Here is a 23,559-nt window from a genome sequence, read left to right on the forward strand (position 1 = left end):
ATATTTACTGAAAATATTGCGCCTCCCGAACCGCCCCGCTACCAATGTGGGCACGAGGCAGGGAGGAACCCGCCTCTGTTATGGGAGGACATCACATGAATCGCTTCGCCCCCTGGCGTCGCGCCCTTGGCATTGCCGTGGCCGGGATCAGCATGATCACCGCCTCGGCCGCCCTCGCGGCGACGACCGTCAACGTCTGGTGCTGGGACACCAATTTCAACGGCGCCGCCATGCGTGAGGCCGCCGCGCGCTACAACAGGGACCACCCCGACGTGACCATCAACATCGATGTGTCCATGTCGCAGGACGATATCCGCCAGAAGCTGCAGACCCAGCTTCTCGCCAACAACACCCAGGGCCTGCCCGACATCGTGCTGATCCAGGACGACGTGGCGCAGAAATATCTGCAGTCCTTCCCGGGCGCCTTCGTGCCGCTCGGCGACAGCATCGATATGTCGCAATTCGCCCAGTACAAGGTCGCGGCCGCGACCCATGACGGCAAGGCCTATTCGCTGCCCTTCGACTCCGGCGTAACGGGCTTGTTCTACCGCACCGACTATCTCGACCAGGCCGGCTACAAGGCCGCCGACCTGCAGGACATCGACTGGGACAAGCTTATCGACATCGGCAAGACCGTGAAGGCCAAGACTGGCCATAACCTGTTCGGTCTCGACCTCAATGGCGACGGTCTCATCCGCATCATGATGCAGTCGGCCGGCGCCTGGTACTTCAACAAGGACGGCTCGCTGAACATCGTCGACAACGCCCCGCTGAAGGCCGCGCTCACCGCCTACGGCAAGATCTGGCAGGCCGACATCGTCAAGCCGGTGTCCGGCTGGACCGATTTCACCGGCGCCTTCACCTCGGGCGACACGGTCGGCACCGTCGACGGCGCCTGGATGGTGGGCACCATCAAGTCCAAGCCCGACCAGTCCGGCAAATGGGGCGTCGCGCCCACGCCTAAGCTGGCCGGCGTCGACGGCGCCACGCACTACTCCAACGAAGGCGGCTCGAGCTGGTACGTGCTGTCCTCGGGTCCGGGCAAGGACGCCGCCATCGACTTCCTCAAGACCATCTGGGCCGGCGACAAGGACTTCTACCAGAAGATCCTGGTCGGCCAGGGCGCCGTCGGCACCTGGCTCGCCGCCCGTGACGGCGAGGCCTACAAATCTTCCGACGAGTTCTTCGGCGGCCAGCCCGTCTGGGCCAATTTCTCCGACTGGCTCGCCAAGATCCCGGGCGTCGACTACGGCACCTTCACGGCCGAAGTGGATGCCGCCGTGGTGGCGCAGCTTCCGGCCATCGCCAAGGGCGGCAGCGTCGATGACGCGCTCAAGGCCATCAACGACCAGGCCCAGCAGCAGATGCAGTAAACCGGGTTTCGGAGGCGGTGCGTTTCGCCCGCCTCCGTTCTCCCGGCGGCCGCGCCCCGTGGTGACGGTGGCGCGACCGCTTGCCGGCCGCTAGTGTATCGCGGCGTTTGTCTTCGGGGGGTGCAAGTGGCGCAAGCGAAGCTCGGCCGTAGCGAACAGGTGACGGGCTGGGCCTTCGTCGCCCCGGCGCTGGTGCTGCTCGGCATCTTCATGATCTACCCCATCATCTGGTCGCTGTGGATGAGCTTCCAGGTCGGCAAGGGCATGAATCTGAGCTTCGGCGGCTGGGCCAACATCATTCGCCTCACCAAGGACCCGGTGTTCATCCGCGCCCTCGTCAACACCTGCATCTTCTTTGTCGTGCAGGTCCCCATCATGATCGTGCTGGCGCTGCTCTTTGCGGTCGCCCTGAACGACCCGAAGCTGCGCTTCCGCGGCCTCTTCCGCACCGCGATCTTTCTGCCCTGCGTCACCTCGCTGATCGCCTACTCGACCCTGTTCAAATCGATGTTCGCCACCGACGGCGTGGTCAACAACGCGCTGATCTGGCTGCACGTCGTCTCCGGCCCGATCCCGTGGCTGCAGGATCCGTTCTGGGCCAAGGTGCTGATCATCCTCGCCATCACCTGGCGCTGGACCGGCTACAACATGATCTTCTACCTCGCGGCGCTGCAGAACATCGACCGCTCTATCTATGAGGCCGCCCGCATCGACGGCATTCCCGCCTGGGCCCGCTTCACCGGCATCACCATCCCGATGCTGAAGCCGGTGATCCTGTTCACCACCATCATCTCCACCATCGGCACGCTGCAGCTGTTCGACGAGGTCAACAACATCACGATCGGCGGCCCCTCCGACGCCACGCTGACGCTGTCGCTCTACATCTACAACCTGACCTTCAAATTCATGCCCAGCTTCGGCTACTCCGCCACCGTCTCCTGGGTCATCGTGGTCATCGTCGCGATCCTGAGCTTCCTGCAGTTCCTCATCGCCCGCGACCGGAGGCCCGCCGCATGAACGCGCTCGCCCTCGCCCGCCGCCCCCTCGTCTACGTCCTGCTCAGCGTCGCCGCCTTCGTCTCGGTCTTTCCGTTCTACTGGATGGTCGTGGGCGCCACCAACAAATCGGCCGACATCGTCACCGGCAAGCCGAGCCTCGGCGACAGCCTGTTCGCCAACGCCGCGACCTTCTTTGCCACCGTCGACGTGGCGCGCATCTTCTGGAACTCGGCGCTCATCGCCGTGGTCGGCAGCCTGCTCACCCTCGCCGTCTCCTCGCTCGCCGGCTACGGCTTCGAGATGTTCCGCTCGCGCTTCCGCGAACGGCTGTTTGCCCTGATGCTGCTGCTGCTGTCGATCCCGTTCGCGGCGCTGATGGTGCCGCTGTTCGTGATGATCTCGCAGGCGCACCTCACCAACACCTACGCCGCGGTGATCCTGCCCGGCATCGCCTCGATCTTCATCATCTTCTACTTCCGCCAGGCCACCAAGGCGTTCCCCGCCGAGCTGCGCGACGCCGCGCGCGTCGACGGCCTCAAGGAATGGCAGATCTTCCTCTACATCTACCTGCCGGTGATGCGTTCCACCTACGCGGCGGCCACCATCATCGTGTTCATGGCCAACTGGAACAACTACCTCTGGCCGCTGATCGTGCTCAACACCGCCGACATGAAGACCGCGACGCTGATCATCTCGGCCCTCACCTCCGCCTACACCCCCGACTACGGCATGATCCTGTTCGGCACGGTGCTGGCGACGCTTCCCACCCTCATCATCTTCTTCCTGCTCCAGCGCCAGTTCGTCGAAGGACTGCTGGGCTCCGTGAAATAAGGTTCTATCGACTATGCGTTCCGTGACTTCCTTCAATGACGGCTGGCTGTTCGAGGGCAAGGCCGTCACCCTGCCGCACAACGCGGTGGAGCTGCCCTTCGCCTATTTCGACGAGCGCATCTACCAGCGTCCCTTCACCTACACCAAGAGCTTCGACGCCGATCCCGCCTGGGCCGGCAAGGAGGTATCGCTGGTTTTCGACGCCGCCATGGCCAATGCCGTGGTGTCGCTCAACGGCGAGCGCATCGCCTCCCACAAGGATGGCTACACGCCGTTCGAGGCGCGTCTCACCGGCCGGCTGCGGCCCGGCCGCAACGAGCTCACCGTCAGCATCGACGGCTCGGAGAACCCTGAAATCCCGCCCTTCGGCGGCCGCATCGACTACCTGACCTATGCCGGCCTCTATCGCGACGTCTGGCTGAAGCTCACCGCCCCCGTCTCCATCGGCGCCGTCAAGATCGAAACCCCCGACGCGCTGGCCGACCGCAAATCCGTCCGCGCCCGCGTCGATCTCAGCAACCCGACGAACGCAGCCGTCTCGGGCACCCTCACCGCCACGCTGCGCGACGCCGGCGGCAGCATCGTCGCCACCACCTCGATGCCCGCCGCGGCACGCATGCTCGTCCGCTTCGACGATCTCGCCGGCATCGCGCTGTGGGATCTCGATAGCCCCAACCTCTATGTGCTGGACCTCGCCCTCGGCGACGACACCCTTACCACCGGCTTCGGCTTCCGCACCGCCGAGTTCACCACCGAGGGCTTCCGCCTCAACGGCAGGCCGCTGAAGCTGCGCGGCCTCAACCGCCACCAATCCTTCCCCTATGCCGGCTACGGCCTCGGCCGCGCCGCGCAGGAGCGCGACGCCGAAATCCTCAAGCACGAGCTGCACGTCAACATGGTGCGCACCTCGCACTACCCGCAATCGCCGTGGTTCCTCGATGCCTGCGACCGGCTTGGCCTGCTGGTGTTCGAGGAGATCCCCGGCTGGCAGCACATCGGCGACAAAGCGTGGCAGGCCGAAGCCATCGAGAATGTCCGCCGCATGATCACCCGCGACTGGAACCACCCGTCCATCGTCATCTGGGGCGTGCGCATCAATGAATCGCAGGACGATCACGACTTCTACCTCGAGACCAACCGGCTGGCGCACGAGCTCGACGCCACCCGCCCCACCGGCGGCGTCCGCTACATCACCGACAGCGAGCTGCTCGAAGACGTCTACACCATGAACGACTTCATCCTCGGTAACGAGGAGCTGGGCGGCAACCGTCCGCGCACGGCGCTGCGCCCCATCGCCGAAACCACCGGCCTCGACCGCCCCGTACCCTACATGATCACCGAGTTCGGCGGGCACATGTACCCGACCAAGAGCTTCGACCAGGAGCAGCGCCAGGCCGAGCACGTCCGCCGCCATCTCGAAGTGCTCGATGCCGCCTACGGCAATCCCGGCATCGCCGGCGCCATCGGCTGGTGCGCCTTCGACTACAATACCCACAAGGATTTCGGCTCGGGCGACCGCATCTGCCACCATGGCGTCATGGACATGTTCCGCGAACCGAAATTCGCCGCCTATGTCTATGCCAGCCAGTGCGAGCCGCACGAAGAGGTGATCCTGCAGCCGGTGACCTTCTGGGCCCGCGGCGAGCGCAATATCGGCGGCACCCTGCCGCTGATCGTGCTCACCAATTGCGACGAGGTCGAGCTCATCTACGGCAACCACCCGCCCAAGCGCGTCGGCCCCGACCGCGAGGCCTTCCCGCATCTGCCGCATCCGCCCGTGGTCATCGACCGCCGGCACTTCACCGCCGAAGAGCTCGGCCTGTGGGGCATGGAATGGCTGGACGTGAAGCTCGTCGGCTATGTCGACGGTAAGCCGGCCGCCGAGATCAGCTACGTCGCCGACCCTGTGGCGCACCGCCTCGACGTGGTCGCCGACCGCAACGAGATCGACGCCGCCGGCAAGGACTGCGTGCGCGTCATGGTCCGCGCTCTCGACCAGGCCGGCAACAAGCTGCCCTTCCTGTTCGACCCGGTCGACATCGAGGTCGAGGGCGCTGCGCGCCTGGTCGGCCCGCACCTCGTGCCGCTGCGCGGCGGCTCGACCGGCTTCTGGCTCGAATCCACCGGCACGCCCGGCCCCATCGCCGTCAGGGTGACCGGCCCGCGCTTTGGCACCACCACCATCTCTCTGAGCGCCACCTGAGGAGTCCCCGATGAGCGGATTGAAGCTGCGCGGCATTCGCAAATCCTTCGGGGCGGTCGAAGTCCTCAGGGGCATCGACCTCGACATCGAGGACAAGGAATTCGTGGTTTTCGTCGGCCCCTCGGGCTGCGGCAAGTCCACCCTGCTGCGCCTCATCGCCGGCCTCGAGACCATCAGCGGCGGCGAGCTCGACATCGGCGACAAGCGCATGAACGACGTCGATCCGTCGCGCCGCGGCATCGCCATGGTGTTCCAGTCCTACGCGCTCTATCCGCACATGACGGTGCGCGAAAACATGGGCTTCGCTCTGCGCTTCGCCGGCGTCGCCAAGGCCGAGATCGACAGGCAGGTGACCGAGGCCGCCCGCATCCTCGAACTCGAGCCGCTGCTCAACCGCCGGCCCAAGGAGCTTTCGGGCGGCCAGCGCCAGCGCGTCGCCATCGGCCGCGCCATCGTCCGCCACCCGCAGGTGTTCCTGTTCGACGAGCCGCTCAGCAACCTCGACGCCGAACTGCGCGTCCACATGCGCATCGAGATCGCCCGGCTGCACAAGGAGCTGGCGACCACCATCATCTACGTCACCCACGACCAGGTGGAGGCCATGACCCTGGCCGACAAGATCGTGGTGCTGCGCGACGGCGCCATCGCCCAGGTCGGCTCGCCGCTCAAGCTCTACGACGATCCGGACAACCTGTTCGTCGCCGGTTTCATCGGCTCGCCCAAGATGAATTTCCTCAAGGGCATCGTCGACGGCAGCGTCGTCCGCCTGCCCGATCACGGCAACCAGACCATCCCGCTGGTCGCCAAAGCCGCCCATGGCAGCGAGGTCACGGTCGGCCTCCGCCCCGAATACTTCAAGGCCGGCGGCGCCTCGCAGCTCGACGTCACCGTCGAAATGGTCGAGCATCTGGGCAGCGAGTCCTACGCCTATGCCCGCCACGGCGCCGGCGACGTGCTCACCATCGCCACCCAGAACGACCGCGAGCTCAAGGGCGGCGACAAGCTCTCCGCCCGCTTCGACCCCGCCAAGGCCCTGCTTTTCGACCCCGCCGGCCAGCGTATCCGGTAGCTCGGCAGTCGGAACCTTTCCCTGTTTCCCTCGTTCCATTGCCGCTGCATTGTGGGCGCAGCGGGGAGCGCATGACCGAAATCCGATCCGTCCATACGATGAGCGAGGCCGATCGCTACCGGCTGCTCATCGACGCGATTGCCGACTACGCCATCTATATGCTGGACGCCGGCGGCTATGTGGCGAGCTGGAATCCGGGTGCCCAGCGCTTCAAGGGCTATCGGGCCGAGGAAATCCTGGGCCAGCATTTCTCCCGCTTCTATACGCCCGAGGATCGTGCCGTGGACCTGCCGGCCCGCGCGCTGCGCACGGCGGAAACCGAGGGCCGCTTCGAAAACGAAGGCTGGCGCGTCCGCAAGGACGGCTCGCGCTTCTGGGCCCACGTCATCATCGACCCGATCAGGGACGAGGACGGCCGCACCATCGGCTTTGCCAAGGTGACGCGCGACCTCACCGAACGCCGGGAAGCGGCGCAGTCGCTGGCGCAGACCAAGGAAGAGCTGCTGCAGAGCCAGAAGATGGAGGCCATCGGCCGTCTGACCGGCGGCGTGGCGCACGATTTCAACAATCTGCTGATGGCCATCACCGGCAGCCTCGAGCTGCTGCGCAAGCGCATCCCCGACGATCCGCGCCTCATCCGGCTCATCGACAACGCCATGCAGGGCGCCCGTCGCGGCGCCTCGCTGACGCAGCGCATGCTGGCCTTTGCCCGCCGGCAGGAATTGCGGCCCGATTTCGTCGACGTCGCCGCCCTGGTCTCCAGCATGACCGAGCTGCTGTCACGCTCGCTCGGTCCCGGCGTCGAGATCGAAACCTATACCATCGGCCCGCTGAGCCGCGTGCTCATCGATGCCAACCAGCTCGAGCTCGCCATCCTCAACCTCGCGGTCAACGCCAAGGACGCCATGCCGGACGGCGGCCGCCTGACGATCAGCGCCCGCGACGAGGTGCTGGCCAGCCGGCAGTCGGGGCTCCCGCCCGGTCGCTACGTCACCCTGTCGCTCACCGATACCGGCACCGGCATGGACGAGGAGACGCTCACCCACGCCACCGAACCGTTCTTCACCACCAAGGGCGTCGGCAAGGGCACCGGCCTCGGCCTCGCCATGGTACGCGGCCTGACCGAGCAGTCGGGCGGCACGGTGACGCTCGAAAGCACGCTGGGCACCGGCACTACCGTCACCCTGTGGCTCCCCGAGGTCACCGGCGAAGCCGCCGAAATGGCGGCGACCGAGCCCGGCGACGCCGCCGAAGCCGCCGAGCCGGACGCAGGCCGGCCGCTGCGCGTCCTCGTCGTCGACGACGATTTCCTCGTCGCCATGAACACCTCGGCGATGCTCGAGGATCTCGGTCATGAAGTGGTCGAGGTGCATTCCGGCCAGCTCGCGCTCGAGCAGCTCAAGACCAACAACGGCTTCGACCTGATGATCACCGACCAGGCCATGCCACAGATGACCGGTATCCAGTTGATCGGCGCCGCGCACGAGCTCAACCCGCATCTGCGGGTGGTCCTCGCCACCGGCTATGCCGAATTGCCGCCCGGCGCCGACCAGACCATTCCGCGCCTGTCCAAGCCCTTCTTCCAGTCCGATCTGGAAAAGGTCCTGGCGCAAATCGGCCCGCGCGCCGATTGACCTTGCCGCCGGGCGCCGCCACCATGGCGGCATGACCCAGCAGCCCTCCCGCCTCACCGACGCCGTCGACAGCCGTCGCGACGACCTCGTCGCCTTCACCGCCGACCTGATCCGCATCCCCACCATCAACCCGCCGGGCAACGCCTATCGCGAGATCTGCGAATACGTCGAACGCCGGCTCAGGCCGCGCTTTCCCGAGATCGAGCTGATCCGCGCCGAAGGCGCCATCGGCGACATCGACAAATATCCGCGCTGGAACGTGGTCGCCCGCCGCCCCGGCAAGGCCGGCGGCGATACCGTGCATTTCAACTCGCACCACGACGTGGTCGAGATCGGCAGCGGCTGGACCGTCGATCCCTTCGGCGGCGAAGTGAAGGACGACAAGGTCTATGGCCGCGGCGCGTGCGACATGAAAGGCGGCCTCGCCGCCTCCATCATCGCCGCCGAGGCCTTCATCGACACCCACCCGGATTTCTCCGGCGCCATCGAGATTTCCGCCACCGCCGACGAGGAAACCGGCGGATATGGCGGTGTCGCGTACCTCGCCGAGAGGGGTATGTTCTCGCCCAACCGCGTGCAGCACGTCATCATTCCCGAGCCGCTCAACAAGAACCGCATCTGCCTCGGCCACCGCGGCGTGTGGTGGGCGGAGATCGAGACGCATGGCCGCATCGCCCACGGCTCCATGCCGTTCCTCGGCGACAGCGCCATCCGCCACATGGCGGCGCTGCTCGGCGAGATCGAGACCAGCCTTTACCCCGCCCTCGCCACCCGGCAGACGGCGATGCCGGTGGTGCCGCCGCTCGCCCGGCAATCGACGCTCAACATCAATTCCATCCACGGCGGCCAACCCGAGCCTGAAGACGGCTACACCGGCTTTCCCGCTCCGGTCGTCGCCCATTCGGCCCGCATCGTCATCGACCGCCGCTATCTGATCGAGGAAAAGCCCGAAGCGGTGCGCCAGGAAGTGCTGGACCTGCTGGAGCGGCTGAAGGCCACCCGCCCCGGCTTCAGCTACGAGCTGCGCGACCTATGGACCATCCCGCCGACCATGACCGACAAGGCTGCGCCCGTCGTCCGCGCCGTCGACGCCGCCATCAATGCAGTGCTCGGCCTCAGCCCCGACTACGTGGTTTCGCCCGGCACCTACGACCAGAAGCATATCGACCGCATCGGCCGGCTGCACGACTGCATCGCCTACGGTCCCGGCATCCTCGATCTGGCGCACCAGCCCGACGAATATGTCGGCATCACCGACATGCTCGATTCCGCCAAGGTGATGGGGCTGGCGCTGGAAAATCTCCTGCGCGTGTAGCGATTGGGTTTTTCTGTCCCGAAAGACCATTTGTGCGCGCGCAAAATCGTTCTAAGCTTCGCCCAAGGCCGCACCAGGCGGCTGCCTTACGGGAAGGGACGTCCATGCGCAAATCCTTGATTCTGCTGGCGATTGCCGGCGCAATGCTGTCGGGCACCGCTTATGCCCAATCGCGGACCGATGTGAATATCGCGATGCAGCTCGAACCCCCGAGCCTCGATCCCACCACCGGCGGCGCTGCCGCCGCCATCCGCTCGGTGACCTATGACAACATCTTCGAGGGCCTGACCCGCATCGACCGCGATGGCGCCGTGCAGCCGCTGCTCGCCAAGTCCTGGGACATCTCCGCCGACGGCCTGACCTACACCTTCCACCTGCACGACGGCGTGAAGTTTCAGGACGGCACGCCCTTCACCGCCGACGACGTGAAATACTCGCTGGATGCCGCACGCGGGGAAAAGTCGGTCAACGCGCAGAAGCAGCTGTTCGCCAAGATCGCCTCGGTCGACGTCGTCGATCCCACCACGGTCAAGGTGACACTCAGCGGCCCGCAGGGCGATTTCCTCTATGACATGGGCTGGGGCGATGCGGTGATCGTGTCGCAGAAGACCGCCGCCACCAACGCCACCAACCCGGTCGGCACCGGCCCCTACCGCTTCAGCGACTGGGTCAAGGGCGACCATGTCACCCTCGTCGCCAATCCGGACTATTGGGGCGCCAAGCCCTCGATCGAGAAGGCCACCATCAAGTTCATCTCCGATCCGACCGCGGCGGTCGCGGCGATCCTCGCCGGCGACGTCGACGTCTTCGGCGGCTTCCCGGCGCCCGAGGCCGTCGACCAGATCAAGGCCGACCCGCGCTTCTCCGTGACCGTCGGCTCGACCCAGGGCGAAACCGTGCTGGCCATGAACAACGGCAAGGCGCCGCTCGACAACATCAAGGTGCGCGAGGCCATCGCCCACGCCATCGACCGCAAGGCGATCATCGACGCCGCGCAGTTCGGCTACGGTACGCCGATCGGCTCGTTCTTCTCGCCCGGCGATCCGGCCTATATCGACCTGACCTCGATCTCCAATTTCGACCCCGACAAGTCCAAGGCCCTGCTCGCCGAAGCCGGCGTGAAGGACCTGACGCTGTCGCTGAAGCTGCCGCCGGCCCAATATGCCCGGGCCGCCGGCCCGGTGATCCAGCAGGAGCTCGCCAACATCGGCATCAAGGTCGACATCACCAATGTCGAATGGGCCGATTGGCTCTCCAACGTGTTCACCAACAAGGACTATGACCTGACCATCGTCAGCCACGTCGAGCCCAACGATTTCGGCAATTTCGGCAAGGACGGCTACTACTTCAACTACAAGAATCCGGAGTTCGCCAAGCTGATGACCGAGCTGGGCAACACCACCGATCCTGCCAAGCAGACCGCCATCAAGCAGGACGTGCAGAAGCTGCTCGCCAACGACTTTGCGGCCGGCTTCCTGTTCGAGCTGCCCAACATCACCGTGGCCAACAAGGACCTCAAGGGCATCTGGGAAAACGCACCGATCCCGGCCACGATCATCTCCGAGATGTCCTGGGCACAGTGACCTCGCAATCAGGACTCCTCTCCCGCGGCGCGGGCGAGGAGGACCAGCCAAGCTGGTACAGGGGCGGCCGCACACTTCATGTTCGTGGCCGCCCCTTTCCATCGCCTTCGGGGCCACCCTTTTCGCCGTGCAGGGAAAGCCCGACCGCAATCGCACTGCTCCGCTTGCGCCCCTGCGCAGGCATGGTTGAATAGCCCGATGTCCACCTATCTGCTCGGCCGCCTGGGCTCGCTCGTCATCAGCCTGCTTGTCGCGTCCATCGTCATCTTCCTGATCCTCGAGGTCGTGCCCGGCGATCCGGCGCAGTTCATGCTGGGCATGAACGCGCAGCCCGACACCCTCGCCGCCCTGCGCGAGCAGCTCGGCCTCGACCAACCGGCCTTCAGCCGCTACGTCACCTGGCTGTTCGGCATGCTGCATGGCGATCTCGGCATCTCCTACACCTACAAGACCCCGGTGACCGAGCTGGTGCTGCAGCGCCTCGGCGTGTCGCTGCCGCTCGCCGTGCTGTCGCTGAGCCTCACTATCCTCATCGCCTTTCCGGCCGGCATTCTTGCCGCCGCAAAACGCAATTCCAGAACCGATTTCGCCGTGATGGGCGTCACCCAGTTCGGCGTGGCCGTGCCCAATTTCTGGTTCGCCATCCTGCTCGTCTGGGTGTTCGCGGTGATCCTCCACTGGTTTTCGGCCGGCGGCTTTCCGGGCTGGGACAAGGGCCTGTGGATCGGCCTGCGCTCGCTCATTTTGCCCGCCATCGCGCTGGCGCTGCCGCAGGCCTCGATCCTTGCCCGCGTCATGCGCTCGGCCCTGCTCGATACGCTCGAGGAAGACTACATCCGTTCAGCCCGGGCCCGCGGCCTGTCGCAGCGCGCCACGCTCTGGCGTCACGCGGTGCGCAACGCCCTGATCCCGGTGCTGACCATCGTCGGGCTGCAATTCGCCTTCCTGCTGGCCGGCGCCATCATCATCGAGAACGTGTTCTTCCTGCCCGGGCTCGGGCGCCTCATCTTCCAGGGCATCACCCAGCGCGACCTGATCGTCGTCAAATCGGTGGTGATGCTGCTGGTATTCGCCGTCATCCTCGTCAATTTCCTGGTCGATCTGAGCTACATCGCCGTCGACCCGCGGCTCAGGAGGCGCTGATGGCCGACGCCGGCATCGCCTCCATCGACCTGCCGCGTGGCTCGCTGCTGCGCGCCGCGCTGCGTTCGCCCAGCTTCGTCGCCGGCGCCATCGTCACCCTGCTCTTCGTCGGCATCGCGTTGCTGAGCTTCGTGTGGACGCCCTACGACTTCGCCGCGCAGGACATTCCCAACAAGCTCCACGCCCCCACCGCCGCGCACTGGTTCGGCACCGACCAGTACGGCCGCGACGTGTTCTCGCAGATCCTGGTCGGCGCCCGCACCTCGCTTGCCGTCGCCCTCATCGCCGTGACGGTCGGCGTGGGCGTCGGCGTGCCGCTCGGCCTGTGGGCGGCCGCCCGCCGCGGCACGCTGCTCGACGAGACCATCATGCGGCTCAACGACCTGGTCTTCGCCTTTCCGGCGCTGCTGATCGCCATCCTCATCACTGCCGTTTTCGGCCCCAGCGCCACCAACGCCGTCATCGCCATCGGCATCTTCAACATCCCTGTCTTCGCCCGACTGAGCCGTGCCGCCGCGCTCAGCATCTGGACCCGCGACTTCATCCTCGCCGCCCGCGTCGCCGGCAAGGGCGCCACCCGCATCTCGCTCGAGCACATCCTGCCCAACATCCTCAATACGCTGGTGGTGCAGATCACCATCCAGTTCTCCCTCGGCATCCTGGCCGAGGCGGCGCTCGCCTATGTCGGCCTCGGCGCGCAGCCGCCGACCCCGAGCTGGGGCAAGATGCTGGCCGACAGCCAGACCCTGATCTCGCTTGCCCCGCATCTCGCCATCATCCCCGGCGTCGCCATCGTGCTGACCGTGCTCGGCCTGAACCTGATGGGCGACGGGCTGCGCGACATTTTCGATCCGCGCCTGCAGCGGAGCCGCCAATGAGCCTGCTCGAAATCAGCGATCTGAAGCTCGCGATCGGCCCCGTCCCGATCCTGCATGGCATCGACCTTCGCCTCGAGCCCGGCCGCGTGCTCGGCATCATCGGCGAATCCGGCTCGGGCAAGTCGATGACGGCGCTCTCCATCATGCGGCTGCTGCCGGCCTCCGCCACGGTCTCCGGCACCATTCGTCTCGACGGCGCCGATCTGCTGCAAAAGTCTGAGCGCGACATGTGCGCCATTCGCGGCCGCGACGTCGGCATGGTGTTCCAGGAGCCGATGACGGCGCTCGATCCGCTGAAGACCATCGGCGACCAGGTGGCCGAGACCATCTGGGTGCACGGCAAGATGAACCGCCGTGACGCCCTCGCCGAGGCCGACCGCGTGCTGGAGCGCGTCGGCCTGCCGGCAGCGCAATTCCCCCGCACGCGCTTCCCGCACGAGCTGAGCGGCGGCCAGCGCCAGCGCGTCGTCATCGCTTCGGCCATTGCACTCCGCCCGAAGCTGCTGATCGCCGACGAGCCGACGACAGCGCTCGACGTCACCACCCAGGCCCGCATCCTCGAGCTCCTGAAGCGCCTCGTCGCGGAAGACGGCATGGGGCTGATCTTCATCACCCACGATCTTGCGGTGGTCGCCGGCCTCGCCGACGACGTGGTGGTGATGCGCCATGGCGAAGTGGTCGAATCCGGGGCGACGCGCGAGGTGTTCCGCGCCCTCGCCCATCCCTATACGCGCCAGCTGTTCGAGGCGTCGGCGCACGTGCCGCCGCGCGACCCCTCGCTGCCCGGCGGGGAGCCGGTGCTGACCGTGGACGGCCTCGTGCGCGACTACCGCGTGCCGCCGCAGCGACTGTTCGGTCCGGCCGGCGCGTTCCGCGCCGTCGACAATGTCAGCCTCACCATCGAGCGCGGCGAGAATGTCGGCCTCGTCGGCGAAAGCGGCAGCGGCAAGTCCACCCTCGCCCGCGCCATCATGGCGCTGGAAACAGCGCAGGCCGGGTCCATCCGCATCGACGGGGTGCCGCTCGACGGCCGCGACCTCAAGACCCGCCGCAAGCTGCAGGTGGTGTTCCAGGATCCCTACGGTTCGTTCGATCCGCGCCAGCGCGTCGACACGCTGGTCACCGAACCGTTCCATCTGCTGGGGACCGACGCGCCGCGCGGCGCCGAACGCCGGCGACGCATCGATGCCGCCCTCACCAATGTCGGCCTCGCTCCATCGGATGCGGAAAAATACATCCACGAATTTTCGGGCGGCCAGCGCCAGCGCATCGCCATCGCCCGCGCCTTGATCATCGAGCCGTCGCTGATCATCCTCGACGAGGCGGTGTCGGCGCTCGACGTCTCCATCCGCGCCCAGATCCTCGACCTGCTGGCCGAGCTCAGCGACCGCCTCGCCATCTCCTATCTGTTCATCTCGCACGATCTGAGCGTGGTGCGCTCGATCACCGATCGCGTGCTGGTGATGAAATCCGGCAAGATCGTCGAATCCGGTCCGACCGCCGAGGTCTTCGCCAATCCCCAGCACCCCTACACCCGCGACCTCCTGGCCGCGACCCCGAGCCTCGAACGGGCATTGGCGGAATAGGTTAGGGTCGCGGAGGCGGCGCTATACGCCCTGCCCCGCCCACACGATGCGATACATTTCCGCCTCACCGGCGAACCGCCAGCGCGGATCGGCATCGGCGATCAGCTCCGTCGTCCCATCGGGAAGCCGCTGCAGCCGCCGCGGCAAGAGCTCGTCGCCGACCGCCACCAGATAGAGACCCGTTCTAGCCGGCCGCTCCCGGATATCGAGCACGAGGAAAGCCCCCTTGCCGATCGCCGGCGCCATGCCGCCATCGCCCGCCGACGCATAGCGTGCCGCCGCCTCGCTGAGCCCGAGCCCGTCCAGCCAGTGTGAGCTCACGGCGAATTCGGATGGCGTCCACCGCTCGACCATGCGCCCGCCGGCCGTCACCACCTCCGGCCGCAGCGGCAACAGCCGCACGAAGCCCGGCAGGGCGTCGAACGTCGCGGCGCCGGCGTCGCTCAGCCCCCGCAGGTCCGGCCGCACGGCCTGACCGCTCGCCACCCAGTCGAGCGTCACCCCGGCGGCCCGCGCCAGCACCAGCACGTCCTCGAGCCGCAGCGGCGCGCCTGGCTTGCGCATGTTGTCGACATGTGTTCGCGTCTTACCCAGCAGCGCCGCCGCCCGCACCGGCCCGCCCACGGCGTTCACCAGCGCCGCGATACGCTCTTCCTGCGTTTTCCCATCGAGTTCGGCCATACCCGACAAATCCACTTGACGGATGCAAAATTACGTTGGCACAATGCAAGAATAATTTTGCATATCACACGGTGCGCCCAGAGTCGTGGACACCCCTTTGTGACACAGGCCATGTTGGAAGCGAAGCCACGATGAGCGAAGGGCCGCCTTTGGGCGCCGACGCGGTCGCCGAGACGTATCTCGGCATCGCCGCCGCGACCGCCGGACGCAGCATCCCGGTGGTGCGCGCCGCGCTGGCCATGTCGATCACCCTCATCGGCGAGCAGCACGGGCTGCGCGGCGCCGCCTTGCTCGCCTGGATCGACTCCATCGCCGAGACTGCCCGCAAGGCTGCCGGCACACCGACGGACGTTCGCCGGCGGACACGGCCGGAGCACTGAGTGCCCCCTGGCGTCGTCATGTCTTGATGCCAAGGGAGGAGCGGCGTAGGCAGGTCGGCATGAACATCCGACCCGATCCGCAGCTTTTCTTCGATCCCTCCAAATGCTTCATCGGCGGCCGCTGGGTCGCCCCGCTCGGCGGCGATGCCCTGCCCGTCGAGAACCCGTCCGACGGCACCGTTATCGCGCAGATCCCACGCGGCACCGCGGCCGACATCGACGCGGCGGTGGCCGCGGCGCGCGCCGCCCTCGACGGCGCCTGGGGCAGGACACCCGCGGCCGAACGCGGACGCATTCTTGCCCGCATCGGCCGGCTCGTGCTTGAGCGGGTCGACGACCTCGCCCGTATCGAGGCGCTCGATGTCGGCAAGCCGCTGAAGCAGGCGCGCGCCGACGCCCTCGCCCTCGCCCGCTACATGGAGTTTTATGGCGGGGCCGCCGACAAGGTGATGGGCGAGACCATTCCCTATCTCGACGGCTATACCGTCTATACCCTGCGCGAGCCACACGGCGTCACCGGCCACATCATCCCGTGGAACTACCCCATGCAGGTGCTGGGCCGCTCCGTCGGCGGCGCGCTGACCATGGGCAACGCCGTGGTGCTGAAGCCGGCCGAAGAAGCCTGCCTCACCGCCATCGCCTTCGCGCAAATCGCCAAGGAAGCCGGCCTGCCGGACGGTGCGCTCAATGTCGTCCCCGGCCTCGGCGAGGAGGCAGGCGCGGCGTTGACCGCGCATCCGGGCGTCAACCACATCTCCTTTACCGGCTCGGTGCCGGTCGGACAGATCATCCAGCGCGCCGCCGCGCAGAACGTCGTTCCGGTGACGCTGGAGCTCGGCGGCAAGTCGCCGCAACTGGTGTTTGCCGACGCCGATCTCGACCGCGCCCTGCCCTTCCTCGTCAACGCCGGCATCCAGAACGCCGGCCAGACCTGCTCGGCAAGCTCGCGCATCCTGGTTGAGCGCAAGATTCACGATGAACTGCTGGCCCGCATGGCCGAGCGCTACCGCGCGCTGCGCGTCGGCGCGGCGATTGCCGACCTCGACCTCGGCCCGATGGTCAGCGAACGGCAAAAGCAGGTGGTCTCGGACTTCCTCGGCGACCTCGGCGGCGCCGAGATCGCGGGCCGCGGCAGCATCGAGACCGATGCCCCCGCCGGCGGCCATTTCCTGCAGCCGACGCTGCTCGCGGGTGTCTCCCCCGACAACCGGCTGGCGCAGGACGAAATTTTCGGCCCGGTACAGGTTGTGATCCCGTTCGACAGCGAGGAGGAGGCCGTCGCCATCGCCAACGGCACCGATTTCGGCCTTGTCGCCGGCCTCTGGACCGATCACGGCGGCCGGCAGATGCGGCTGGCCAAGGCCATCCGCTCGGGCCAGGTGTTCATCAACAATTACGGGGCCGGCGGCGGCGTCGAGCTGCCCTTCGGCGGCACCGGCAAATCCGGCTTCGGCCGCGAGAAAGGCATGGAAGCATTGTACGGGTTCAGTGTGCTCAAGACGGTGGCGGCATGGCACGGCTAGACGGCAAGACCGCGATCGTCACCGGCGGTGCCTCGGGTTTCGGCGCCGGCATCGTCCGCAAATTCGTCGACGAAGGCGCCAGGGTGCTGATTGCCGACATCAATGGTGACGGCGCCGCGGCGCTGGCCAAGGAGCTCGGCGCGAAATCGCAGCAGGTCGATGTGTCGAAGGATGCCTCGGTCGCCGCCCTGGTCGATGCCGCCTACGCCGCCTTCGGCAAGCTCGACATCCTGGTCAACAACGCCGGCGTCAGCCACCTGCCGGCGCCGCTCGACGAAATTTCCGAGGCCGATTTCGACCGCGTGCTGGCCGTCAACGTGAAGTCGGTCTACCTCATGGCCAAGCACGCCGTGCCGCGCTTCAAGGCGGCGAAGTCCGGCGTCATCCTCAACGTCGCCTCCACTGCCGCCGTCAGCCCGCGCCCCCGGCTGAGCTGGTACAATGCCAGTAAGGGCTGGATGGTGACCGCCACCAAGTCGATGGCGGTGGAGCTCGCCCCGCTCGGCATCCGCGTCAACGCCATCAACCCGGTGGCCGGCGAGACGCCGCTGCTCAAGACCTTCATGGGCGAGGACACGCCCGAAATCCGTGCAAAATTCCTCGCCACGATTCCGCTCGGCCGCTTCTCCACTCCTGCCGACATGGGCAACGCCGCCTGCTTCCTCTGCTCCGACGAAGCCAGCATGATCACCGGCGTCGCGCTCGAAGTCGACGGCGGTCGCGTGATCTGAGGTTTGGCCATGGCCCAGGATGCGCTTGGCAACGCAGTGAGCAGCGGTGACGCCACGACGCTGCACGGCATCGACGATTTCGTCACCGGCTTCCTCGCCTACGAGACCAGGGCCACCAACGTGCTGGCCGCCGCCGACGCCGATGCGGAGTCGGTGCTCGCCAACATCTATGCCGGCTTCACCTGGATGTTCCTCGAGGCCGCCGGGGCGGAAGCGCGTGCGCAGCTCTATCTCGACCGCGCCCGCAGCGCCGCGGCGGCGGCCAATCCGCGCGAGGCGCTGCTGCTGCGCCAGCTCGAGCGCTGGATCGCCGGCGACATCCCCGCCGTGCAGGCCATCGGCGAAACCATCGTCGATGCCTTCCCGCGCGACCTCGCGTCGGTGAAGCTGCACCAATATTTCAGCTTCAATCGCGGCGACGCGCCCGCCATGCTGGCCATCGCGCAGAGGGCCGAGGCGGCCAATTCCGACAGCCCCCACCTCTACGGCATGCTGGCCTTCGGCTACGAGCAGACGCATCAGCTTGCCGACGCCGAGCGTGCCGCCCGCCGCGCCCTCGAGATCAAGCAGAAGGAGCCATGGGCCCACCACGCGCTGGCGCATGTGATGCTCTCGACCGGCCGCGTGCGCGAGGGCGTCGACTTCCTCGGCGAGGCGCAGCGCACCTGGGTCGACCTCAACAGCTTCATGTACACCCACAATTGGTGGCACAAGGCGCTGTTCCACATCTCGCTGGGCGACACCGCCGCGGTGTTCGACGCCTACGACAACCATGTGTGGGGCATCGAGCCGACCTATTCGCAGGACCAGGTCGGCGCGGTATCGCTGCTTGCCCGCATGGAGATCGCCGGCCTCGACGTCGGCGACCGCTGGCAGCAACTGGCGCAATATCTGAAGCCTCGTGCACAGGACGTCATCCAGCCGTTCCTGACGCTGCAATATCTCTATGGCCTCGCCCGCGCCGACTATGCCGAGGCCGACGCGCTCCTCGCCGCCGTCGAGGAGAAGGCCCGCACGTCGGACGCCTTCGACCGCCTGGTCTGGCGCGAGGTGGCGCTGCCCGCCGCGCGCGGCGTCTATGCCCATGCGAAGCGCGACTGGGCCATCGCCGCACGCAACCTCGCCGTTGCCAATCCGCGGATGACCGAGATCGGCGGCAGCCACGCCCAGCGCGACCTGTTCGGACAGCTCCTGCTCGACGCCCATCTCAAGCTGGGCAATTGGCGTGTCGCTGCCGACATGCTGGAAATGCGCCGCATCTGGGACCCCGACGGCGTGCCTCTCAACCGTGACCTCGCTCTCGTCCGCTCACACCTGGCGCTTACATGAAACCTGGCCCCCGCAATCTCATCACCGATGTCGCCGGCCTTCGCGTCGGCAATGCCGAAGACCACACCATCAAGACCGGCACCACGGTGCTCGTCGCCGACCGGCCGTTCCGCGCCTCCGTCGACGTGATGGGGGGCTCGCCCGGCTCGCGCGAGACCGATCTGCTCTCGCCCGACAAGCTGGTCGATCAGGTCGATGCGCTCGTCCTCTCCGGCGGCTCGGCCTTCGGCCTCGACGCCGCTTCGGGCGTCGCCGATGGCCTGCGCGCCCAGGGCCGCGGCTTTGCGGTGGGGCCGGTGACCGTGCCCATCGTGCCGGGCGCCATCCTGTTCGACCTGATCAATGGCGGCGACAAGAGCTGGAACGAGAATCCATACCGCAACCTCGGCCGGCGCGCGCTCGAAGCCGCCGCCGAAGATTTCGCCCTCGGAACCGCCGGCTGCGGCGTCGGCGCCACGACCGCCGGGCTCAAGGGCGGCCTCGGCTCCGCGTCGCTGCTGCTGCCCAGCGGCTTCACCGTGGCCGCTCTGGTAGGCGCGAATCCTACCGGCGGCGTCGTCGCTGGCGATGCCGGCCATTTCTGGGCCGGCGCGTTCGAGATCGGCGACGAATTCGGTGGTCTCGGCCCCTCCCCGCAGCGTGTCTCGCTGGTCGACGCCGGGCGCACCAAGCGCGAATACATGACCGAGATGTCCAACACCACCATCGCTATCGTCGCCACCGACGCCGATCTCAGCAAGGCGCAGCTCAAGCGCCTGTCGGTGGCAGCGCAGGATGGCATGGCGCGCGCCATCAGCCCGTCGCATTCCCCAGTCGACGGCGACATCGTGTTCTCGGTCTCGACGGGCAGCCGGCCGATCAGCGAGCCGATCTACGACATGATCGCGCTTGGCCACGCGGCGGCGGTCTGCCTCAGCCGCGCCATCGCGCGCGCCGTCTATTTCGCGACGCCGGCGCCCGGCGATCACTTCCCGACCTGGCAGCAGAAATGGGGGAAGCGCGACTAGCGCGGCCCAGGCCTCAGGCGCGTCAGCACGGCGCCGATGGCGAGGCCGACGACGCCGCCAGCCACCTTCACTCCAAGATCGAGCCAGCGGCCATGCCGGCTCGGCTCGAACACCTGCGTCAGCTCAAGCAGCGCCGTCGCTCCCACCAGCAGCAGGCCGACCAGCAATATGTGCCGTGGATAGGCCAGCGCGAACACGATGCCGATCAGCAACAGCGCCAGGGCCCGCTCAAGTTGCGTCGGCAACGGCGAGATCGGCCGCCAGCCGATGGGGCCGATGGTCACCACCACCAGCGCGGCCAGCAGCAGCCAGGCGAGGATTTTGAGCAGGAGCGACAGCGACACGATGGGAGCCGGGGTTGGACTGGAGGGACCTACCCTATCAGGGTAAGCGGCTGGTTAAGCGGCGCTCGCAGGCTGCACCTGCCTTCAAGCAATATTAACCATGCTGGCGCACCTTTGAGCCAGTTGTGTATTGCGTCCCGTGGTTGTGTCATGCGTTGGTCCGTGCTGTTCGTCGCCCTGGCGGCGCTTTCGCTTGCTGGCTGTGCCGTCAACCGGATGCCGGACAGCAGCCTTTCCGCCCCGACCGAATACACCCTCGACACCGGCGATATCCTGCGCGTCACCGTCTATGGCGACGCCACGCTGAGCACCACCTACACCGTCACCGACAAGGGTACCATCAGCCTGCCGCTGGCCGGCTCGATCAATGTGCGCGGCCGCACCATCACCAGCACCGAGCAGATGATCACCCGGCTGCTTGCCGACGGCTACATGATCAGCCCAAAAGTGTCGGTGGAGATCAGCACCTACCGTCCCTTCTTCATCGACGGGGCCGTCGTCAGTGGCGGCCAGTTCCCCTATGTCTGGGGCATGACCGCCCGCGCGGCCGTGGCCACCGCCGGCGGTTTCAAGGACTTCGCCGATCGCGGCCACGTCACCATCTATCGCAAGCTGGGTGCGCAAACGGCAAAGCTGTCGGTGCCGCTGGACACGCCGATCCGCCCCGGCGACAGCCTCGTCATCGATGACCGCTGGTTCTGACCGATCGCGGCGCGCTAGAACGGCAGGCCGACATAGTTCTCGGCCAGCGCGCTCATCGCCGCATCCGAGCCCATGAGATAGTCGAGCTCGGCAAGCTGCAGCTTCTCGCTGAACTCCCCGTTCTCGGGAAAGCGATGCAGCGTCGAGGTCATCCACCACGAAAAGCGCTCCGCCTTCCACACGCGTGCGAGCGCCTGGGCGGAATACGCAGCAAGCCCGTCGTCTTCGCCGTCGCGGTAGTGCTCGATCAGCGCCCGGGACAGATAGTGCACGTCGCTGGCCGCGAGGTTCAACCCCTTGGCGCCGGTGGGTGGCACGATGTGCGCGGCGTCGCCGCACAGATAAAGCCGCCCATGCTGCATCGGCTCGATCACGAACGAACGCAGCGCGGCCACGGATTTCTCGATCGACGGCCCCGTCGTGATGCGGTCTGCCGCAGCGTCCGGCAACCGGCGCCGCAGTTCGTCCCAGAACGCATCGTCGCTCCACGTCTCGGCCCGTTCGCTCGCATCGACCTGCACGTAATAGCGGCTGCGCGTCGGCGAGCGCATCGAGCAGAGGGCAAAGCCCCGCGCATGCCGGGCATAGATCAATTCGTCATTGGCCGGCGGCACGTCCGCCATCAGCCCCAGCCAGCCGAACGGATACACCCGTTCGAACACCCGCAGCACCTCAGCCGGAATGCTGCGACGACTGACGCCGTGAAAGCCGTCGCAGCCGGCGATGAAATCGCAGGCGATGCGCTGCGTGGCGCCGTCGTGCCGAAAACTCACCGCCGGCGAACGCTCGACGTCGTGCAGCGTCACGTCGCTGGCCTCGTAGATCGTGCGCTGCCCGCTGGCTGCGCGCGCCTCCATCAGATCGCGCGTCACCTCGGTCTGGCCATAGACGGTCACCACACGCCCGCCCGAATGCTGCTTCAGGTCGACGCGATGCAGCGTGTCGCCGAAGGCGATGTCGATCCCTTCATGGATCAATCCGTCGGCGTGCAGGCGCGCGCCGCATCCCACGGCATCGAGCAGATCGACCGTGCCCTGCTCGAGCACGCCGGCGCGGATACGCGACAGCACATGCTCGGGGCTCGCGCGCTCGACGATGATGTTGTCGATGCCTGCCCGGCCGAGCAGCGCGCCCAGCAGCAGGCCGGCCGGTCCTGCCCCGACGATCGCCACCTGCGTGCGGATCATGGCGGGCTGCCGATCCGCGTCACCTGCGCCAGCAGCGCACCGGTGGTCCTGAGGCTGGCCGCCGTCGTCATCACCGCCTGCGGCAGCGCCAGCCATTCGAGCGTCCACGCCGCGCCCGATCGCTCCTGCTCATGCACGAGGCTCACATGCATGGCCGCCGTCAGTGCCGCTCCGTAATGGGCCAGCGCCACCAGCACCTCGGCGCCAACCGGGTTGTGCTTGTGCGGCATGGCGCTGGAGCCGCCGCCGCCTTCGACCGCGATCTCGCCGACGCGGTTCTGCACCATCAGCCCGACGTCGACGCCGAGCTTGCCCAGGCTGCCGCTGACCAGCGACAGCCAGCCGGCCAGCTCCGCGATCGTATCGCGCTGCGTATGCCAGCTTCGCGCCGGCGCCGCGAGATCGAGCGCCTGCGCCAGCCGCGCCGTGACCGCGGTCCCCTTGTCCCCAAGCTTGTCCAGCGTGCCGGCCGCACCGCCGAACTGCACCTGCAGCAGGCGCGGATTCAACTCTGCCAGCCGGTCGAGATCGCGCTGCAGCGGCGCGCGCCACGTCGCGAGCTTGTCGTGCACATGGATCGGCAGGGCATCCTGCATCCGGGTGCGCGCCATGAGCTGGTTTGTCCCGAACCGCCGATCGAGCTCGTCGAGCCGCGCGATGATCGCCCGCAGTCGTGCGGCGAAGATCGCCAGCACCGGCTTCAGACGCAGCATCAGTGCGGTGTCGACCACGTCCTGGCTGGTGGAGCCGAAATGCACGTCCCGGTCGTACGGGGCACCGAGCCAGTCGCGCAATTGCCGCACGAACTCCACGCCCACGGTACCGTCGCGCGTCGTGGCCGTGCGGATGGCGTCGGCATCGACCTCGACCAGCTTCAACTGCTCGACCACGTGCCGCGCCGCCTCCGCGTCGATCACGCCCTCGGCGCCCTCGGCCTCGGCCAGCGCCATCTCGAAGCGCAGCATCTGGGCGATTTCGGCCTCGGCTGAAAAGAACGGCGCAATCTCGTCGTCCCCGAGCAGGCCCGACAGCAGCGGATGGTCGAACGGCGACACGCTCATG

21 protein-coding genes are annotated in these 23,559 nt (G+C 67.2%); 17 read left to right on the plus strand and 4 right to left on the minus strand.

Annotation, left to right across the window (positions count from 1 at the left end; genetic code table 11):
* Positions 1-95 precede the first annotated feature (95 nt).
* The 11 genes from BGO82_RS15465 (at position 96) to BGO82_RS15515 (ending at position 14,613) form a co-directional block, all read left to right on the plus strand.
* Complete coding sequence (locus tag BGO82_RS15465; RefSeq protein WP_291306516.1) at positions 96-1,373, plus strand: extracellular solute-binding protein; 1,278 nt, start codon at positions 96-98, stop codon at positions 1,371-1,373.
* A 120-nt stretch (positions 1,374-1,493) separates the two neighbouring features.
* The gene (locus BGO82_RS15470) at positions 1,494-2,390 is read left to right on the plus strand and encodes a sugar ABC transporter permease (RefSeq protein ID WP_291306517.1); all 897 of its coding nucleotides are present in this window, start codon (positions 1,494-1,496) and stop codon (positions 2,388-2,390) included.
* Positions 2,387-3,202 (plus strand): carbohydrate ABC transporter permease, encoded by an 816-nt coding sequence (locus BGO82_RS15475; RefSeq protein WP_291306518.1) that lies wholly within the window; start codon positions 2,387-2,389, stop codon positions 3,200-3,202. Before BGO82_RS15470 ends, BGO82_RS15475 begins: the two co-directional genes overlap by 4 nt.
* A gap of 13 nt (positions 3,203-3,215) precedes the next feature.
* A complete protein-coding gene (locus BGO82_RS15480; protein ID WP_291306519.1) occupies positions 3,216-5,405 on the plus strand; it encodes a glycoside hydrolase family 2 TIM barrel-domain containing protein in 2,190 nt (729 codons plus the stop codon).
* 10 nt (positions 5,406-5,415) lie between these two features.
* A complete protein-coding gene (gene ugpC / locus BGO82_RS15485) occupies positions 5,416-6,474 on the plus strand; it encodes a sn-glycerol-3-phosphate ABC transporter ATP-binding protein UgpC (RefSeq protein ID WP_291306520.1) in 1,059 nt (352 codons plus the stop codon).
* 71 nt (positions 6,475-6,545) lie between these two features.
* The gene (locus BGO82_RS15490) at positions 6,546-8,108 is read left to right on the plus strand and encodes a PAS domain-containing sensor histidine kinase (protein ID WP_291306521.1); all 1,563 of its coding nucleotides are present in this window, start codon (positions 6,546-6,548) and stop codon (positions 8,106-8,108) included.
* 31 nt (positions 8,109-8,139) lie between these two features.
* Entirely contained in the window at positions 8,140-9,423 is a 1,284-nt protein-coding gene (locus tag BGO82_RS15495; RefSeq protein ID WP_291306522.1) for an acetylornithine deacetylase/succinyl-diaminopimelate desuccinylase family protein, read from the plus strand.
* Positions 9,424-9,527: 104 nt separating this feature from the next.
* Entirely contained in the window at positions 9,528-11,006 is a 1,479-nt protein-coding gene (locus tag BGO82_RS15500; protein ID WP_291306523.1) for an ABC transporter substrate-binding protein, read from the plus strand.
* Positions 11,007-11,204: 198 nt separating this feature from the next.
* Complete coding sequence (locus BGO82_RS15505) at positions 11,205-12,149, plus strand: ABC transporter permease (protein WP_291306524.1); 945 nt, start codon at positions 11,205-11,207, stop codon at positions 12,147-12,149.
* Positions 12,149-13,027 carry an ABC transporter permease gene (locus BGO82_RS15510; protein WP_291306525.1) on the plus strand — a complete coding sequence of 293 codons (879 nt, stop codon included), beginning with the start codon at positions 12,149-12,151 and terminating at the stop codon, positions 13,025-13,027. The genes BGO82_RS15505 and BGO82_RS15510 overlap by 1 nt, the downstream gene beginning before the upstream one ends.
* Complete coding sequence (locus BGO82_RS15515) at positions 13,024-14,613, plus strand: dipeptide ABC transporter ATP-binding protein (RefSeq protein WP_291306526.1); 1,590 nt, start codon at positions 13,024-13,026, stop codon at positions 14,611-14,613. Before BGO82_RS15510 ends, BGO82_RS15515 begins: the two co-directional genes overlap by 4 nt.
* A 21-nt stretch (positions 14,614-14,634) precedes the next feature.
* Here the strand turns inward: BGO82_RS15515 and BGO82_RS15520 are convergent, their stop codons facing one another.
* Positions 14,635-15,294, minus strand: a complete 660-nt coding sequence (locus tag BGO82_RS15520) for a S24 family peptidase (RefSeq protein ID WP_291306527.1) — start codon at positions 15,292-15,294, stop codon at positions 14,635-14,637.
* Positions 15,295-15,425: 131 nt separating this feature from the next.
* Here BGO82_RS15520 and BGO82_RS15525 point away from each other — a divergent pair, with 131 nt between their 5' ends.
* The 5 genes from BGO82_RS15525 to BGO82_RS15545 are packed head-to-tail and all read left to right on the plus strand — an operon-like array spanning position 15,426 to position 20,264.
* A complete protein-coding gene (locus BGO82_RS15525) occupies positions 15,426-15,674 on the plus strand; it encodes a hypothetical protein (RefSeq protein ID WP_291306528.1) in 249 nt (82 codons plus the stop codon).
* Positions 15,675-15,733: 59 nt separating this feature from the next.
* Positions 15,734-17,197, plus strand: a complete 1,464-nt coding sequence (locus BGO82_RS15530; protein WP_291306529.1) for an aldehyde dehydrogenase family protein — start codon at positions 15,734-15,736, stop codon at positions 17,195-17,197.
* Positions 17,185-17,928, plus strand: a complete 744-nt coding sequence (locus tag BGO82_RS15535) for a glucose 1-dehydrogenase (protein ID WP_291306530.1) — start codon at positions 17,185-17,187, stop codon at positions 17,926-17,928. Before BGO82_RS15530 ends, BGO82_RS15535 begins: the two co-directional genes overlap by 13 nt.
* Before the next feature lie 36 nt (positions 17,929-17,964).
* The gene (locus tag BGO82_RS15540) at positions 17,965-19,257 is read left to right on the plus strand and encodes a tetratricopeptide repeat protein (RefSeq protein WP_291306531.1); all 1,293 of its coding nucleotides are present in this window, start codon (positions 17,965-17,967) and stop codon (positions 19,255-19,257) included.
* The gene (locus BGO82_RS15545; protein WP_291306532.1) at positions 19,254-20,264 is read left to right on the plus strand and encodes a P1 family peptidase; all 1,011 of its coding nucleotides are present in this window, start codon (positions 19,254-19,256) and stop codon (positions 20,262-20,264) included. Before BGO82_RS15540 ends, BGO82_RS15545 begins: the two co-directional genes overlap by 4 nt.
* On the opposite strand, the gene BGO82_RS15550 is transcribed toward BGO82_RS15545, so the two are convergent.
* Entirely contained in the window at positions 20,261-20,602 is a 342-nt protein-coding gene (locus tag BGO82_RS15550; RefSeq protein ID WP_366246968.1) for a VanZ family protein, read from the minus strand. The genes BGO82_RS15545 and BGO82_RS15550 overlap by 4 nt on opposite strands.
* Positions 20,603-20,758: 156 nt before the next feature.
* On the opposite strand from BGO82_RS15550, the gene BGO82_RS15555 reads away from it, so the two are divergent.
* Complete coding sequence (locus BGO82_RS15555) at positions 20,759-21,310, plus strand: polysaccharide biosynthesis/export family protein (RefSeq protein ID WP_291306534.1); 552 nt, start codon at positions 20,759-20,761, stop codon at positions 21,308-21,310.
* A gap of 14 nt (positions 21,311-21,324) precedes the next feature.
* Here the strand turns inward: BGO82_RS15555 and pobA are convergent, their stop codons facing one another.
* Positions 21,325-22,494, minus strand: coding sequence for a 4-hydroxybenzoate 3-monooxygenase (gene pobA / locus BGO82_RS15560; protein WP_291306754.1), 1,170 nt, complete (start codon positions 22,492-22,494; stop codon positions 21,325-21,327).
* Entirely contained in the window at positions 22,494-23,558 is a 1,065-nt protein-coding gene (locus BGO82_RS15565) for a 3-carboxy-cis,cis-muconate cycloisomerase (protein ID WP_291306535.1), read from the minus strand. The genes pobA and BGO82_RS15565 overlap by 1 nt, the downstream gene beginning before the upstream one ends.
* Position 23,559 lies beyond the last annotated feature (1 nt).

Source organism: Devosia sp. 67-54, from assembly GCF_001899075.1.
GTDB lineage: Bacteria > Pseudomonadota > Alphaproteobacteria > Rhizobiales > Devosiaceae > Devosia_A.

What these genes read in the sequence shown, in the direction of transcription:
- BGO82_RS15545 (WP_291306532.1), top strand. Translation starts at nt 19,254, where the DNA reads ATGAAACCTGGCCCCCGCAATCTCATCACCGATGTCGCCGGCCTTCGC.
- BGO82_RS15465 (WP_291306516.1), top strand. Translation starts at nt 96, where the DNA reads ATGAATCGCTTCGCCCCCTGGCGTCGCGCCCTTGGCATTGCCGTGGCC.
- BGO82_RS15490 (WP_291306521.1), top strand. Translation starts at nt 6,546, where the DNA reads ATGACCGAAATCCGATCCGTCCATACGATGAGCGAGGCCGATCGCTAC.
- BGO82_RS15495 (WP_291306522.1), top strand. Translation starts at nt 8,140, where the DNA reads ATGACCCAGCAGCCCTCCCGCCTCACCGACGCCGTCGACAGCCGTCGC.
- BGO82_RS15480 (WP_291306519.1), top strand. Translation starts at nt 3,216, where the DNA reads ATGCGTTCCGTGACTTCCTTCAATGACGGCTGGCTGTTCGAGGGCAAG.
- BGO82_RS15530 (WP_291306529.1), top strand. Translation starts at nt 15,734, where the DNA reads ATGAACATCCGACCCGATCCGCAGCTTTTCTTCGATCCCTCCAAATGC.
- BGO82_RS15535 (WP_291306530.1), top strand. Translation starts at nt 17,185, where the DNA reads ATGGCACGGCTAGACGGCAAGACCGCGATCGTCACCGGCGGTGCCTCG.
- BGO82_RS15555 (WP_291306534.1), top strand. Translation starts at nt 20,759, where the DNA reads ATGCGTTGGTCCGTGCTGTTCGTCGCCCTGGCGGCGCTTTCGCTTGCT.
- BGO82_RS15565 (WP_291306535.1), bottom strand. Translation starts at nt 23,558, where the DNA reads ATGAGCGTGTCGCCGTTCGACCATCCGCTGCTGTCGGGCCTGCTCGGG.
- BGO82_RS15510 (WP_291306525.1), top strand. Translation starts at nt 12,149, where the DNA reads ATGGCCGACGCCGGCATCGCCTCCATCGACCTGCCGCGTGGCTCGCTG.
- BGO82_RS15515 (WP_291306526.1), top strand. Translation starts at nt 13,024, where the DNA reads ATGAGCCTGCTCGAAATCAGCGATCTGAAGCTCGCGATCGGCCCCGTC.
- BGO82_RS15520 (WP_291306527.1), bottom strand. Translation starts at nt 15,294, where the DNA reads ATGGCCGAACTCGATGGGAAAACGCAGGAAGAGCGTATCGCGGCGCTG.
- BGO82_RS15505 (WP_291306524.1), top strand. Translation starts at nt 11,205, where the DNA reads ATGTCCACCTATCTGCTCGGCCGCCTGGGCTCGCTCGTCATCAGCCTG.
- BGO82_RS15500 (WP_291306523.1), top strand. Translation starts at nt 9,528, where the DNA reads ATGCGCAAATCCTTGATTCTGCTGGCGATTGCCGGCGCAATGCTGTCG.
- BGO82_RS15525 (WP_291306528.1), top strand. Translation starts at nt 15,426, where the DNA reads ATGAGCGAAGGGCCGCCTTTGGGCGCCGACGCGGTCGCCGAGACGTAT.
- BGO82_RS15475 (WP_291306518.1), top strand. Translation starts at nt 2,387, where the DNA reads ATGAACGCGCTCGCCCTCGCCCGCCGCCCCCTCGTCTACGTCCTGCTC.
- ugpC (WP_291306520.1), top strand. Translation starts at nt 5,416, where the DNA reads ATGAGCGGATTGAAGCTGCGCGGCATTCGCAAATCCTTCGGGGCGGTC.